The sequence below is a fragment of the Rhodospirillaceae bacterium genome (assembly GCA_016712715.1).
In the GTDB taxonomy this organism is placed as follows: Bacteria; Pseudomonadota; Alphaproteobacteria; order Dongiales; family Dongiaceae; genus Dongia.
In genome coordinates this window covers 69,804-83,502 of sequence record JADJQM010000003.1, presented here as the reverse complement: position 1 = coordinate 83,502, position 13,699 = coordinate 69,804, and the positions used below count along the sequence as shown (strand labels likewise).

At 63.1% G+C, this 13,699-nt stretch carries 13 protein-coding genes; 8 read left to right on the top strand and 5 right to left on the bottom strand.

Annotated features, from left to right (window positions below; genetic code table 11):
• The first annotated feature begins 4 nt into the window (after positions 1-4).
• The 3 genes from IPK59_18175 (at position 5) to IPK59_18165 (ending at position 2,791) form a co-directional block, all read left to right on the top strand.
• Entirely contained in the window at positions 5-1,225 is a 1,221-nt protein-coding gene (locus IPK59_18175; GenBank protein MBK8160607.1) for a phosphopentomutase, read from the top strand.
• 222 nt (positions 1,226-1,447) lie between these two features.
• Positions 1,448-1,930 carry a hypothetical protein gene (locus tag IPK59_18170; protein MBK8160606.1) on the top strand — a complete coding sequence of 161 codons (483 nt, stop codon included), beginning with the start codon at positions 1,448-1,450 and terminating at the stop codon, positions 1,928-1,930.
• A gap of 45 nt (positions 1,931-1,975) precedes the next feature.
• Positions 1,976-2,791, top strand: a complete 816-nt coding sequence (locus IPK59_18165; protein MBK8160605.1) for a phytanoyl-CoA dioxygenase family protein — start codon at positions 1,976-1,978, stop codon at positions 2,789-2,791.
• On the opposite strand, the gene IPK59_18160 is transcribed toward IPK59_18165, so the two are convergent.
• A complete protein-coding gene (locus IPK59_18160) occupies positions 2,788-3,567 on the bottom strand; it encodes a helix-turn-helix transcriptional regulator (protein ID MBK8160604.1) in 780 nt (259 codons plus the stop codon). The genes IPK59_18165 and IPK59_18160 overlap by 4 nt on opposite strands.
• Positions 3,568-3,596: 29 nt before the next feature.
• Between IPK59_18160 and IPK59_18155 the strand changes: the two genes are divergently transcribed.
• The 3 genes from IPK59_18155 to IPK59_18145 all read left to right on the top strand — a co-directional run bounded on the left by IPK59_18155 (position 3,597) and on the right by IPK59_18145 (position 6,946).
• Positions 3,597-4,895: an MFS transporter gene (locus IPK59_18155; protein MBK8160603.1), complete on the top strand. Its 1,299-nt coding sequence runs from the start codon at positions 3,597-3,599 to the stop codon at positions 4,893-4,895.
• Positions 4,896-5,049: 154 nt separating this feature from the next.
• Positions 5,050-5,544, top strand: coding sequence for a hypothetical protein (locus IPK59_18150; protein MBK8160602.1), 495 nt, complete (start codon positions 5,050-5,052; stop codon positions 5,542-5,544).
• Positions 5,545-5,743: 199 nt separating this feature from the next.
• Positions 5,744-6,946 carry a multidrug effflux MFS transporter gene (locus IPK59_18145; protein MBK8160601.1) on the top strand — a complete coding sequence of 401 codons (1,203 nt, stop codon included), beginning with the start codon at positions 5,744-5,746 and terminating at the stop codon, positions 6,944-6,946.
• Between the two features lie 6 nt (positions 6,947-6,952).
• On the opposite strand, the gene thpR is transcribed toward IPK59_18145, so the two are convergent.
• The 4 genes from thpR to IPK59_18125 form a co-directional block, all read right to left on the bottom strand.
• Positions 6,953-7,519 (bottom strand): RNA 2',3'-cyclic phosphodiesterase, encoded by a 567-nt coding sequence (gene thpR, locus IPK59_18140; GenBank protein ID MBK8160600.1) that lies wholly within the window; start codon positions 7,517-7,519, stop codon positions 6,953-6,955.
• A gap of 97 nt (positions 7,520-7,616) precedes the next feature.
• The gene (locus IPK59_18135) at positions 7,617-8,657 is read right to left on the bottom strand and encodes an NADP(H)-dependent aldo-keto reductase (GenBank protein MBK8160599.1); all 1,041 of its coding nucleotides are present in this window, start codon (positions 8,655-8,657) and stop codon (positions 7,617-7,619) included.
• A 24-nt stretch (positions 8,658-8,681) separates the two neighbouring features.
• Positions 8,682-9,824, bottom strand: a complete 1,143-nt coding sequence (locus tag IPK59_18130) for an FIST C-terminal domain-containing protein (protein MBK8160598.1) — start codon at positions 9,822-9,824, stop codon at positions 8,682-8,684.
• Positions 9,821-10,456: an arylesterase gene (locus IPK59_18125; protein MBK8160597.1), complete on the bottom strand. Its 636-nt coding sequence runs from the start codon at positions 10,454-10,456 to the stop codon at positions 9,821-9,823. The genes IPK59_18130 and IPK59_18125 overlap by 4 nt, the downstream gene beginning before the upstream one ends.
• A gap of 22 nt (positions 10,457-10,478) precedes the next feature.
• Between IPK59_18125 and IPK59_18120 the strand changes: the two genes are divergently transcribed.
• Together IPK59_18120 and IPK59_18115 are read left to right on the top strand one after the other, a co-directional pair.
• Complete coding sequence (locus IPK59_18120; GenBank protein ID MBK8160596.1) at positions 10,479-11,156, top strand: ABC transporter ATP-binding protein; 678 nt, start codon at positions 10,479-10,481, stop codon at positions 11,154-11,156.
• Between the two features lie 2 nt (positions 11,157-11,158).
• The gene (locus tag IPK59_18115; GenBank protein MBK8160595.1) at positions 11,159-13,696 is read left to right on the top strand and encodes an ABC transporter permease; all 2,538 of its coding nucleotides are present in this window, start codon (positions 11,159-11,161) and stop codon (positions 13,694-13,696) included.
• The last annotated feature ends 3 nt before the right edge of the window (positions 13,697-13,699 follow it).

The window sequence follows — 13,699 nt, the reverse complement described above, 5'->3', positions numbered from 1 at the left end:
TACCATGAACAAACGCGCCTTCATCCTGGTAATGGATTCATTCGGAATTGGCGCGGCACCCGACGCCGATCGATTCGGCGATGCCGGCGCCGATACGCTGGGCCATATCGCGGCCTATTGCGCTGCCGGCAAGGCCGATCGAGCCGGCCTGCGCCAAGGTCCCCTGCAGCTTCCCAACCTTGCCGGCCTCGGCCTCGGCCGCGCGGCTGAACTGGCAACCGGCCGGGTGCCGGTCGGCCTTGAGACCATGACGGTCACGGCAGCTTATGGCGCCGCGGCTGAGCTCTCCGCCGGCAAGGATACGCCGAGCGGACATTGGGAGATGGCCGGCTGTCCGGTGCCGCTAGACTGGGGCTATTTTGCGAGGACCGAGCCTTGCTTCCCGGCGGACTTCCTCGCCGACTTCATCGCCACCTGCAAGCTGCCGGGCATCCTCGGCAATTGCCACGCCTCGGGCACGGAGGTGCTGGATCGCCTGGGCGAGGAGCATATCCGCACCGGCAAGCCCATCTGCTACACCTCGGCGGATTCCGTGTTCCAGATCGCCGCCCATGAAGAGCATTTCGGTCTCGACCGATTGCTCGACATCTGCGCCGTGGCCAAGCGCCTGCTGGAGCCCTATCGCATCGCGCGGGTGATCGCACGGCCCTTCCTCGGTGAAAGGGTTGGCCAGTTCAAGCGCACGTCCCATCGCCGCGACCTCACCACGCCGCCGCCGGAACCCACTTTGCTGGATCACTTGCAGGAAGCTGGTCGCGAGGTGATTTCGGTCGGCAAGATCGCCGACATCTTTGCCCATCGCGGCATCACGCGGAAGGTGAAGGGCGAGGATAATGCGGCATTGGTCGACGTGACGTTGGAACTGATGGAGATGGCCCCGGCGGGCAGCCTCACCTTTGCGAACTTCGTCGATTTCGACACGCTGTTCGGCCATCGCCGCGATGTCGCCGGATATGCGGCGGCACTCGAAGCCTTTGACCGCCGCATCCCGGACTTCCTGGCCGCGATGCAACCCGGAGACCTCGCCCTCATCTCGGCTGATCATGGCTGCGATCCGACATCAGGCGGGACGGATCACACCCGCGAATTCGTGCCGGTGCTGTTCTTCGGCCCTGGCGCACCCACCGGCTCGCTCGGCCGTCGCGCAAGTTTTGCCGATATGGGCCAGACGCTCGCCAAGCATCTCGGCATCCCACCGCTCACTCATGGCAAGGCGTGCTTTTGATTGCCGCATTCGCCGGCCTCGTAGTAGGGTCTGATCGCGGGAAATCAAGCGGGGAAATGCGATGAATAAGCGCGTAATGATCTTGGCCTTAACGATGCTCTTGGCGGCCTGTGTGACATCGCAAGGCGGCACGAACGGTGGGACCAAATCCTCGCTGGTCCGGGATCTAGCCAATCCAATGGCGTTTGGCGCCTGCCGACAAACAAGGCGGCGGATGACGCGTTGCGCCCCATCACCGACGCGTGCTCGGTCAACGGCGCGACCGAGCTTCAGATCGGCGCCTGCGCTCATACCAAGCTGCTCGCAGCCTGGCCCGACGCGCAGCCCGGCGCCAAGGAATGTGCGGGCCTCGTCGGCAGCCGTCCGACCGCTGCCTGTCTGTTGGACTTTGGTTACTGGAACTATGTGAGCGGCCTGATCGGCCAGCCGATGCGCGGGAATTGGGCCACCTTCGATCTCAATGACAATGACCTTTGGGTACATTGGTTTGAAAAGACGCACAAGGTATGCGATCCGTCAGGCACGGTGTCTGATGGTTCATTCTACGCCTGCGCGCGCAACGAGGCGAAGCGGTTCCTATCGATGACAGATGAAGTGCTGGACGGTTGCCCTGAACGTCAGGATCCGACATTGGCGGTGATCTGCTACTGGGACGGCTCGTTCAACAAGTATGTGCTCACGCAACTGGAAAGGCTTGATGGTTGACACTTACACCGCTTTACCGCCCATGACGATGGCCTCACGCCTGCGATGCGCGCGGCCTTTGCCGAAGAGGGCTATCTGCTGATCGAAGATTTCGTAGCACCCGAATTGTGCGATCGCCTGATCGAGCGCGCCAATGCGCTGGTCGATGGGTTTGATGCCAGCGTACACCGGACCGTGTTCTCCACGCAGTCGGTGGCGCATGCCGCCGACCGCTATTTCCAGGAATCCGGCGACGCCATCCGCTTCTTCCTGGAAGAAGAAGCGGTCGATGCTGACGGCAACCTCACGCGCCCAAAGCGCCTTGCGGTCAACAAGCTTGGCCATGCCATGCATGATCTTGATCCGGTCTTTTCCGAATTCTCGCGACAGCGGCATTTGGCTGCCTTGGCGAAAGGCCTGTTCCAGGATCCGCTGCTGCTGCAGTCGATGTATATCTTCAAGCAGCCCGGCATCGGCGGCGAGGTCTCCTGGCACCAGGATTCAACCTATCTCTATACCGAACCGATGAGCTGCATCGGTTTCTGGTTCGCACTCGAAGATGCCGACAGCAGCAACGGCGGCATGTTGGCTATGCCCGGCGCCCATCGCGGTCCCTTGCGCAAGCGGTTCCGGCACGAGGGTGACGCGCTGGTCACTGAAACGCTCGATGATGCGCCCTGGCCCGACCAGCCCGCGGTCAAGCTCGATGCGAAGAAGGGCAGCCTCATCGTGCTGCATGGCCTGTTGCCGCATTACAGCTCCGCCAACCGCTCTTCGCGGTCGCGCCACGCCTACACGCTTCATGTGATCGATGGCGCCAGCACCTATCCTGCCGACAATTGGCTGCGGCGCGGTGCCGATCTGCCCTTGCGTGGTTTCTAGGCTGCCGCGGCGGTGAGATATCGGCTGGGCGGAAAACCCAGGGTCTTGCGGAACATGGTGGTGAAGGCGGCCGGGCTTTCATAGCCAAGGTCGAGGGCGATGGTGGTGACCGCTTCGCCTTCGGCAAGACGCGGGAGGGCCGCGAACAGGCAGGCCTGCCGTTGCCAGGCGGCAAAGCTCAACCCGCATTCGCGCTTGAAGTGGCGCGTGAAGGTGCGCCGGCTCATACCCAGGCTGTCCGCCCATTCGTCGATGGTCTGATGCGCGAGGGGCCGCGCGAGAAAGGCCTGGCAACGTTCGCCCAGGCGCGGATCGGCCGGGAAGGGCAGCGACAGCGGCAGCACGGGAAGCGCCCGAAGTTCGGAGAGCAGCAGCGCCATGATCTCGCCCTCGCGGCCGGTGAGGGCATAGTCGAGCGGCAGATCGACCGCCGCCTGGATGAGACAGCGCATCAGCGGCGACACGCTGAGCACCTGGCACTTCTCCGGCAGTCCAGCGACATGGTTGGGGTCGACGAAGACACATCGGGTTTCGACCTCGCCCATCATGCGCACGGAATGCTCGATATGGGGTGGAATCCAGACCGCCTGATCCGGCGGCACCACCCAGGCACCATGTTCGGTCCGCACCGTCATGACACCTGGGACGCCGTGCAGCAGCTGGCCCCGCGCATGGTGATGCGGGGCGATTTCGTAATCATGCGGATAATCGTTGCCCGACGCGATGACGGGCCGGATCGCCGTATCGAGCTCCGTCCCCCTGATATTACGAACCATGGCCCAATCTCGAAAGTATATGACCCATTATGGAATGCAGGCCTAATCCTATCGGCTATTCTGCGCCTGTCGAGCCATTTTTGGGCGCCGAAGGCTGCCCGCCGGAGACTGAATTGACTGCTGAATTGACCGAAGACAGCCCGCACCGGCGCGAGAAATCCGCGACCGCGGTGCTGCTCACCATCAGCTTTTGCCACATGCTCAACGACATGATGCAGTCGCTGATCCTCGCCATTTATCCGATGCTGAAGGCGGGACTGGCGCTCGATTTCGGTCAGATCGGCCTCATCACGCTCACCTTCCAGATCACCGCCTCGCTGCTGCAGCCCTTGATCGGCATGTATACCGACCAGCGGCCGAAAAACTACGCACTCTCGGTGGGCATGAGCTTCACCCTCTGCGGCCTGCTGCTGCTGGCCTTTGCCGATACCTATCCAATGGTTCTGGCGGCGGCGGCTCTGGTCGGCCTGGGGTCTTCGGTCTTCCATCCGGAATCCTCGCGCATCGCCCGGCTCGCCTCCGGTGGCCGTCATGGCTTTGCACAATCGCTGTTCCAGGTGGGTGGCAATATCGGTTCCGCGGTCGGCCCGCTGGTCGCAGCTTATGCGATCGTGCCCAACGGACAGAGCAGCGTCGGCTGGTTCTCAGGTGCTGCGCTTGTTGGCGTCATCCTGCTGGCCGGCGTCGGCAATTGGTACAAGGCGCATCGCGCCGCGCGGGCCAAGCGACCTTTCGTCGCCCCCATCGCCAATCCACTGTCGCGTCGGCAGATCACCGGCGCCATCGCGGTTCTCCTTGGCTTGCTGTTCTCGAAATACTTCTACATGGCCAGTATCAGCAGCTACTACACCTTCTACCTCATCGACCATTTCGGCGTGGCGATGCAGGATGCCCAGGTCTATCTGTTCGTCTTCCTCGGGGCCGCTGCCTTGGGCACGATCCTTGGTGGGCCGATCGGCGACCGCGTCGGGCCGAAGGCCGTAATCTGGGGTTCGATCCTCGGCGTGCTGCCCTTCACCCTGATCCTGCCGCATGTGAACCTCTTCTGGACGGTGCTGCTCACGATCCCCATCGGCCTGGTGCTTGCCTCGGCCTTTGCCGCCATCGTCGTCTATGGCCAGGAACTGATCCCCGGCAAGGTCGGCATGGTGGCCGGCCTGTTCTTCGGCTTTGCCTTCGGCCTGGGCGGAGTCGGTGCTGCAGTCCTCGGCCAGTTGGCCGACCTCACGAGCATTACCTATGTTTACAATCTCTGCGCTTTCCTGCCGGCCCTCGGCCTGTTGGCAGTCTTTTTGCCCAATCTCGGCGGTCTCCGCGTGCGCCGCTAGCGTATCTCGGTCCATCTATGCCGCAAATGTGACGGCCGCGTGACGCAGCGCACAGCGCTGACGGTTGCTCACGACGGCGCCGGCGTTGTACCACTCATTTCCAAGGGGACAAGAAACCGTGCGCCGACGGGATGGTCGGCGGGAGTGACGAGAGATGACGCGCATTCAACTTGTGATCGCCACACTCGGATTGGCGATCGCGGCCACTGGCATCGGATTTATCCTCAAGGCGGGACCCGCTTCTGCGCAGGAAGCCCTTGCCGGCTCCTGGGATGTGTTCAACGTGCACGCGGCGCCCTGGGTCGATGCGAATTCCGACAACAAGCCTTATCTCAACGAAGAGATCGCGCGCGGCCGCATCACCTTCATGGCCGATTCCGTGCAGGGACCTGGCTTCCTCAATTGCGACAAGGCGCATTTTGAGGTCATGAAAGTGCCGCCGGAATATCTGTTCCAGGGCGGGCTTACCGACCCGGCGCGGCAGGCCAAGGAACTGGGCTTTGCCGAAGGCGACATCCTCCAGCTCAGCATGAGTTGCATCTCCGACGTCGCCGATATCAGCATGGATTTCGATCTCATCGATCAGGACACGGCTGTCTTTGCGCTCGACAACATGATCTATCGGATGAAACGGGTGGCGGCGGAATAGGGTTAACAGCGATTGGTCCGACTTTGCCGACGGCCTCTGCATAGCACCTATTCGGTCTCATGGCTGGCCGTGTGCCATCGCCCCGGGATATAGCTGTTCCTCAAATTCAGAAATTGCGGGCCGCTGGTCAAACTGGCGGCCCGTCGCGTTTCGATATGAGGCCGTGAAAACCGTGACGACGATCAAGGAAAAGGGCGCCATCGCCGAACAGGTGCGGGTGGAATTCGTGGTACTGCTGGCGCTCACCATCTCGCTGGTGGCGCTCGCCATCGATTCCATGCTGCCGGCCTTGCCGGAGATCGCCGCCGACCTCGGTGTGACCGACCACAATGACCGGCAGATGGTGATCACCATACTGTTCGCCGGCTTCGGCATCGCCCAGATTCTCTACGGCCCCATCTCCGATAGCGTTGGCCGCAAGCCGGTGATCTATGCCGGCTTCCTCATCTTCATTCTGGGCAGCCTGCTGTGCATTTTCTCGACCGATTTCGATACCATGTTGATCGGCCGCTTTCTGCAGGGCTTTGGTGCCGCCGGGCCGCGCACTGTCGTTGTTGCCATGGTGCGTGATCGCTATGAAGGGCGTGCCATGGCCCGCATCATGTCGCTGGTAACCTCGGTCTTCATTCTGGTGCCGGTGGTGGCGCCGTCGGTCGGGCAGGGGATCATCCTGCTGGCACATTGGCGCGTCATCTTCTGGATGCTGCTGGCGCTCGGGATCATCACGTCGGTCTGGTTTGCCCTGCGCCAGGAGGAGACGCTGACGATCGAGCGTCGCCGCGAACTCTCCTTCGTGCGGATTCTGCGCGCGATTGCCGAAACCTGCCGCACGCGAGTTGCACTTGGCTATATGCTGGCGACCGGTCTGGTGTTCGGGGCCTTCGTCGGCTATCTCGCCTCAGCCCAGCAGATCTTCCAGGAAATGTACGGCATGGGCACGCTGTTCCCGATCTGCTTCGGCGCGTTGGCCGCGACCCTGGGTGCAGCCTCATTAATCAACGCGAAGCTGGTGATGCGCTTCGGCATGCGCAAGCTTTCCAACCGCGCCTTGTGGGCGCATACGGTCTTGTCGCTGATCTTCGTCTTCGTGGCCTTTGCCTTCGATGGCCAGCCACCCTTCTGGCTCTTCATGGCCTATATGCTGGCGGCCTTTTTCCTCATCGGCCTGCTGTTCGGTAATTTCAACGCGCTCGCCATGGCGCCGCTGGGGCATATCGCCGGCGTCGGTGCCGCTGTCATTGGCGCCCTCACCACCTTTGTCTCTGCCGGCACCGGCGCCATCATCGGTCAGCTCTATCAAGGGACGATCCTGCCGCTCTGCATCGGCTTTGCCGTGCTGGGCGTGCTCTCGCTCGCCATGACCTATTGGGCCGATCATGGCCATGTCGAGGCGGCGGAATAGGGTGCCTCAGCGCTGCGCGGCGTAGCGCACCAGGTTGGACGACAGGTCGTAGGACCGCTCGGCATGATAGATCGGCGTCTCGCTGCCGATATGGCTCGAGAACAAAGTGAAATGCGTGACCTCGAAGCTTTCTGAGCGGAAGAGGTTATGCATGGCGAGATATTGCTGCAGCTTGTGCGGCGGCGGATCCTTGGGATGCGCCAAAGTCACATGCGGGCGGTAATTCTGTCCCTCCGGGGGGAGGCCGGCACGCACCACGGCCGATTCGACCTTGTCATGCAGATGCGTGAGTGCCGGTTCCTTCGCGACACCCGCCCAGACTGTCTTGACCCGCCCGCCGCTGGCGAAATGGCCGACCTCGGCAAGGCGCAGGGTGAAGGTGGGGGCCCGGATTCCGGCGAGCGCCGCGTCGACATAATCGAGGTCGCGGCCATCAAGCTCGCCCAGGAATCGCAGGGTGATATGGAAGTTCTCCGGCGGGACCCATTTGGTCGTCGGCAGGCCACCGCAAAGCAGGCGCAACTGCCAGCGCACCTGGTCGGGCAGCGAAATGGCCACGAATAGGCGCATCACTCACCTGCCGAAATTAACGGCCGAATCGAACTTGCCATCATCATACCAGCGATCACATTCCCTGGCCATGCCGCACCGCACCCCCGGATATGTGGTCTCAAGGGCAGGGATAGGTGTGTTCCTTATTTACTGCATCAATCTCGTTAAGCACTTCCGGTGACAGCTTGATGTCGATGCTGGCGATGTTGGCTTCCAATTGCGGCAGGGTCGTGGCGCCGATGATGTTGGCGGTCAGGAACGGGCGGCTGTTGACATAAGCCAGGGCCATCTGGGCCGGGTCCAGTCCATGCCTGCGGGCGATCGCCACATACTTCTCTGTGGCTGTCGCCGCGATCGGCCCGAGATAGCGCAGGAACTGCTGGAACCGGTTGAGGCGCGCCGTCGCGGGTGCCGCCCCGCCGATATATTTGCCGGAGAGAATGCCCATGCCGAGCGGCGAATAGGCGAGCAGTCCGCATTCCTCGCGGATCGCGACCTCGGCAAGGCCCACTTCGAAGCTGCGGTTGAGCAAAGAGTAGGCATTCTGGATCGACATCATGCGCGGCAGTCCGAGCCGTTCCGATTCCGACAGCCAACGCATCGTGCCCCAGGCGGATTCGTTGGAGAGCCCGATCATGCGGATCTTGCCGGCCTTGATCTGCTCCTGGAGGGCCAGCAGGGTTTCGGCGAATGGCGTGAATGTCTCGTCTGCAAGATGCTCATAGCCCAGCCGCGCCGCGCCATTCGTGGTTCGCTCGGTCCAGTGCAGCTGATAAAGATCGATGTAATCGGTCTGCAGGCGCTTCAAGCTGGCATCGACCGCTGCTGCGATGTTCTTCGCATCATAGGGCAGCTTGCCGTCGCGCAGGTAGGTGAGGCGCTTGTCGGGGCCGGCGATCTTGCTGGCCAGCACGATCTTGTCGCGCTTGCCGCGCGATTTGAGCCATGTCCCGATGATGGTTTCCGTGGCGCCGTAGGTTTCCTGGCGCGGCGGCACGGAGTACATCTCGGCCGTGTCCCAGAAATTGACACCGCGGTCGAGGGCCAGGTCCATCTGCTGATGGCCCTCGGCCTCCGTGTTCTGTTCGCCCCATGTCATGGTGCCGAGACAGATGACGCTGACCTTGATGTCGCTGCGCCCGAGGCGACGGTATTCCATGGGACGATCCCCTAGTTGATTTGATTACAGGAACAGCGTGAGCACGCCGGTATAGGCATAGATGCGATCATGGCTGATCTCGCCATTGGCGAAGAAGCCGGTCAAGGGAAACTGCCCGAGATGCTGGGCGATGAGCCTGGTTTCGGTCGCATCCGGTCCGAACAGATTGGGTCCGCGGGCAATGCAGGAGACATAGAGCCCACCGCGGATCGGCCGGTCGATCCGCTGCTTCAACCGCTCCAGCATGCGTTCGAGGTCAGCCAGGGCGGAATTGCGGTCGCGCCGGGCGAACATGATCGGATCGTTTTCCGCGACCTCGGCGCCGATGGCGAGCCATCCGCTATTGCTGTCGATGCCGGTGATGTTGCGCACCAGATAGTCGCCGGTATCGGAGCCGGTGATCGGCAGGGCGGCGAAGATGAAGCCGGCAATCTTGCGAATGTCGCGCGCCAGGACTACGCCGATTTCTTCACGGAAGATGTCGAGCGCCGGGCGCCCGTCGATCTCCATGATGATATTGTCCTGCGCCCGGGTGATGACGTGCTGCGGCCCGATCGGCGAACAACCCTGGCTCAACCCCGTCACCAGCGCCACGTCGCCGGCGAGCAGCGCGCCTGAGAGACCGCTTTCGCCGACGGCACCGGCCACTTGTGGCATACCGGCGCGCGATGAGGTGAGGCCGCCCAGCAGGAAGAGGCCGGATTCCTCGGTCATCTGGCGCATCAGATTGGGCAGTTGTGGGTTGCGCGGATCGCCATGCACCAGGGCTACGGCGGGACTGCGTCGGCGGCGCCATTCCTCGCATGCACGCAAGCGGCTGCCGACGCCACCCGGCTCCGGTTCCAGCAGGCGAAAACTGTCCGACGCAAAATGGCCGACCATCAGGCTGATGGCAGGCTCGTCGATGTACTCCTCGGCCGGCGCGTTACCGGACTGACCGCTGATGGCGATGCCCACGGTGCCGATCCAATGCTCCAGCCCGGTGGTGAGGCGTAGCTGATCGACAATGGCGGGAAGGTCCTGGGCCAGATGATCCGTCACATAGACAAATCCCAGCGCATGCTCGCGCGATACCGGACCCAGGGTGGCTAGGCAAGCACGGGTAATGTCGGCCCGGTGCTTGCCGCTGGCATGGGCGCTGGCAAATGGCTCTGCCGTACCAGTCATGATTCCGGCGAATCCAGCAGCTTTGTGACATGGGGCAGGATGTTGCTGACGATCACCGCCACCCCGTCCTTGGTCGGGTGCAGTCCGTCCTGCTGATTGAGCTCGGGCTTTGCCGCCACCCCGTCCAAAAAGAAGGGGTAGAGGGCAACATCATGGGCCTTGGCGAGGTCGGGATAGATCGCATCGAACCTGCTTTGGTAATCCGCCCCCATGTTGCGCGAAGCGAGCATGCCGGCCAGCAGCAATTTGGCGCCGGACTGCTTGATGCGCTGGATGGTGGCATCGAGATTGGCGCGGGCCTCATCCGGGCTGAGGCCGCGCAGCATGTCATTGGCGCCGAGCTCCAGGATCACCACGTCCGGCTTATCGGCCAGCATCCAGTCGAGCCGCGACAGGCCGCCCGCCGTGGTGTCGCCCGACAGGCCGCCATTGATTACAGTGACCTCACGCCCCATCTTCTCCAGGGCTTGCTGCAATTGGGGGACAAATCCATCACCCTCGGGCAGACCGTATCCAGCGGTCAGGCTATCGCCAAAGGCTAGGATTTTAACCGGGGCGGCAAAGGCTGCGCCAGAAATGGCGGCGAACAGCGTGACGGCTAGGGTAAGGGCGGCCAAATAGCGGCGGTTCATGGGGATTTCCGGAACAGGACGAATGATCGAATTATCTCAGGTTACTCTTAAACTGGGTAGCGCGGCCGGCGAGGTCAATATCCTTAACGGCATCGATTTATCAATTGCGGCGGGAGAAACCGTCGGGCTGGTGGGGCCATCGGGCTCCGGCAAGACCAGCCTGATGCTGCTCCTGGCGGGTCTCGAAAGCGCCAGTTCCGGCGGCATTCGCATCAACGGTGCCGATATTTCAGGCATGAGCGAGGACGCCTTGGCGTTGTTCCGCCGCCGCCAGATCGGCATCGTGTTCCAATCCTTCCACCTCATTCCCACGATGACGGCCACGGAGAATGTCGCCATTCCATTGGAACTGGCGGGGACCCCCGACGCATTCGGCATCGCCGCCCAGGCGCTCACCGAGGTGGGGCTCGGCCACCGGCTGACGCATTACCCCTCGCAGCTGTCCGGCGGAGAGCAACAGCGCGTCGCCCTGGCGCGCGCCATCGCACCCAAGCCCAAACTGCTGCTGGCCGATGAGCCGACCGGCAATCTCGATCTCGAAACCGGCGGCCGCATCATCGAATTGCTGTTCCGCCTGCGCGAGCAGGTGGGTGCCACCTTGCTTCTCATCACCCATGATCCCGCCCTGGCAAAGCGCTGCGACCGCGCATTGCGCATGGCCGATGGCCGCATCGTCAGCGACGAAAGGCTCGCTGCCTGAACATGCCGACCTTCAAGCTGGCCCTCAATCTTGCCCGCCGTGAACTGCGTGGCGGTTTCAAGCGTTTCGGCATCGTCATCGCCAGTCTGGCCCTGGGTGTCGGCATCATTTCTGGCGTTGGCTCACTCTCCGCCGCCATCGAGGCCGGCTTCGCCCAGGACGCCCGCGCGATCCTCGGCGGCGATGCCGAGTTCCGCCTTGCCTATCGCGAAGCCGATGTCACAGAACGGGCAGCACTCGACGCCGGTGGCCTTGTCTCCCACGCCATGGAGCTCCGCGCCATGGTCAAGGTCGACAAGAGTGACGTGCCGCCGACCCTTGCCGAGGTGAAGGCCGTTGACAATGTGTACCCGCTCTATGGCGAGCCGGAATTGGCACCGGTGATTCCCCTCGCGGAGGCGCTTGGCAAAGGCAGCGACGGCGTTTTTGGTGCCGTGGCGGAACCCGCTCTGGCGGACCGCTTGGGCATCAAGGTTGGCGACCTCCTCACCATCGGCAGCGCGCAGTATCGGCTGAAGGCGCTGCTGCAGTTCGAACCCGATCGCGGCCTGCGCGGCTTTTCCCTCGGGCCGCGCCTGATGGTGGCACCGGCAGCACTTGATGAGTCGGGCCTGCTCCAGCCGGGTGCCCTGGTCTATCATCTTTACCGTGTCGCCTATGCTCCCACGCTCGACGGTCCGGCCTTTCTCGACAAGCTGCGGGCCGATCTGCCCAAGGCCGGCTGGCGCATCCGCGATCTGGGCGATGCTGCCTCCGGTGCCAATCGCTTCATCGACCGCACGGCACAGTTCCTCAATGTCGTGGGCTTCGCAGCCCTGCTGATCGGCGGCATCGGCATCGCCAATGCGGTGCGCGCCTATCTCGAAAGCCGGGCGCAATCGCTCGCCATCCTGCGGTGTCTCGGCGCGACGTCGAATCTTCTCTTTGCCATTTATGGGTTGCAGATTCTTGTGATGGCCGCGATTGGCGTGATGCTCGGCCTCGCCATCGGTGTGGCCTTGCCCTTCGGGGCGCAATCGGCCTTGAGCGGCTATGGCCTGCGCATCCTGCCAGGACTCTATGCAGTCCCCCTGCTGTTCGCGACCTCAGTCGGCCTGCTGACAGCCGCCTGCTTCTCTTTGCTCCCGCTGCTGCGGGCGCAGAGGATTCGCCCCGCGCAGCTCTTCCGGGCGCTGGCGCTGGAACTCGGCGCCGTGCGGCGGGTGGACGCCATTCCGCTGGGCCTCATCGGAATCGTGCTGGCCGGCCTGGTCCTCCTCGGCAGCGAGGATCGCATGCTCGGCATGTGGTTCATCATTGCGTCTGTCATCTCGCTCGCCTTGTTCCGCCTGCTTGCCATCGGCATCCGCATGCTGGCATCTGCCTTGCGCGGCCGTGCCCAGCGCAACGCCTGGCCGCAGGCGATCCGCTTTGCCTTGGGCGCCATGGTGCGGCCGCAGGCACCGGCGGCCGGCATCGTGATCTCATTGGGCCTAGGTCTTACCGTGCTGGTGGCGGTGGGCCTCATCCAGCGTGGCCTCACCCGCGATATCGAGGAAACCCTGCCGGCCCAAGCGCCGAGTTTCTACTTCATCGACATCCAGCCGAACCAGCTGGACAGCTTTGCAAAGGAACTGGCGGCTTACCCCAGTTCCACCGGCCTCGAACATGTACCGATGCTGCGCGGCCGCATCGTCAAGATCAACGATACGCCCTCCGAGAAAGTGAATGCGCCGGCGGATATCGCCTGGGTCCTGCGCGGCGATCGGGGCATCACTTGGTCGGCGCTGCCGCCGCCCAACTCGAAGATCGTCGAAGGTGAATGGTGGGCTGCGGACTACAGCGGCGAGCCGCTCATTTCACTCGACGTCGAAACCGCCCGCGGTCTCGGCCTCATGATCGGCGATCACCTCACCGTCAACATCCTGGGGCGCGAACTCACCGGCCGCCTCGCCAACTTCCGTGAGATCGACTGGGGAAGGCTGGACATCAATTTCGTCATGGTGTTCTCGCCCGGCATGATCTCAGGCGCGCCGCAGACGCATATCGCCACGGTCCATGTCGACCCAGCCCGCGAAAGCGCGCTGGTGACCGAATTGGCGGCGCGCTATCCCAATATTTCGGCGATCCGCGTCAAGGATGCCATCTCGACTGCCACGCGCATTCTGGATGCGGTCGGCTGGGCAGTGCGCGCCGCCGCCGGCATCGCCCTTGTGGTGGGTGCGCTGGTCCTGGCCGGCGCCATGGCGACCGGGCAACAGCGCCGCATCTACGAAGCCGTATTGCTGAAGATGCTGGGCGGCACCAGGCGCGATGTCGCGCTGGGATATGTCACCGAGTTCGCCGTGCTGGCCGGCCTGAGCGCCCTCTTTGCTCTCGTGATCGGGAGCGTCGGGGCCTATTTCTTCCTCACCGAAGTGATGGAAAGCAGTTGGGCCTTCGATGCGCCGCTGGCGGTGGGCATACTAGCCATCAGCCTGGTCCTGGCGCTGGGTCTGGGCTTTGCCGGATCGTGGCGCGCGCTCAGCGCCCGCTCGGCGCCCTATCTCCGCAACGAATAGCGC

Excerpts from the sequence above, each read along its gene's own strand:
- IPK59_18135 (MBK8160599.1), bottom strand. The coding sequence starts at position 8,657 with ATGGAATACCGTCGCCTCGGGCGCAGCGACATCAAGGTCAGCGTCATC.
- IPK59_18120 (MBK8160596.1), top strand. The coding sequence starts at position 10,479 with ATGATCGAATTATCTCAGGTTACTCTTAAACTGGGTAGCGCGGCCGGC.
- IPK59_18160 (MBK8160604.1), bottom strand. The coding sequence starts at position 3,567 with ATGGTTCGTAATATCAGGGGGACGGAGCTCGATACGGCGATCCGGCCC.
- IPK59_18165 (MBK8160605.1), top strand. The coding sequence starts at position 1,976 with ATGCGCGCGGCCTTTGCCGAAGAGGGCTATCTGCTGATCGAAGATTTC.
- IPK59_18130 (MBK8160598.1), bottom strand. The coding sequence starts at position 9,824 with ATGACTGGTACGGCAGAGCCATTTGCCAGCGCCCATGCCAGCGGCAAG.
- IPK59_18155 (MBK8160603.1), top strand. The coding sequence starts at position 3,597 with ATGGAATGCAGGCCTAATCCTATCGGCTATTCTGCGCCTGTCGAGCCA.
- IPK59_18175 (MBK8160607.1), top strand. The coding sequence starts at position 5 with ATGAACAAACGCGCCTTCATCCTGGTAATGGATTCATTCGGAATTGGC.
- IPK59_18150 (MBK8160602.1), top strand. The coding sequence starts at position 5,050 with ATGACGCGCATTCAACTTGTGATCGCCACACTCGGATTGGCGATCGCG.
- IPK59_18125 (MBK8160597.1), bottom strand. The coding sequence starts at position 10,456 with ATGAACCGCCGCTATTTGGCCGCCCTTACCCTAGCCGTCACGCTGTTC.
- IPK59_18115 (MBK8160595.1), top strand. The coding sequence starts at position 11,159 with ATGCCGACCTTCAAGCTGGCCCTCAATCTTGCCCGCCGTGAACTGCGT.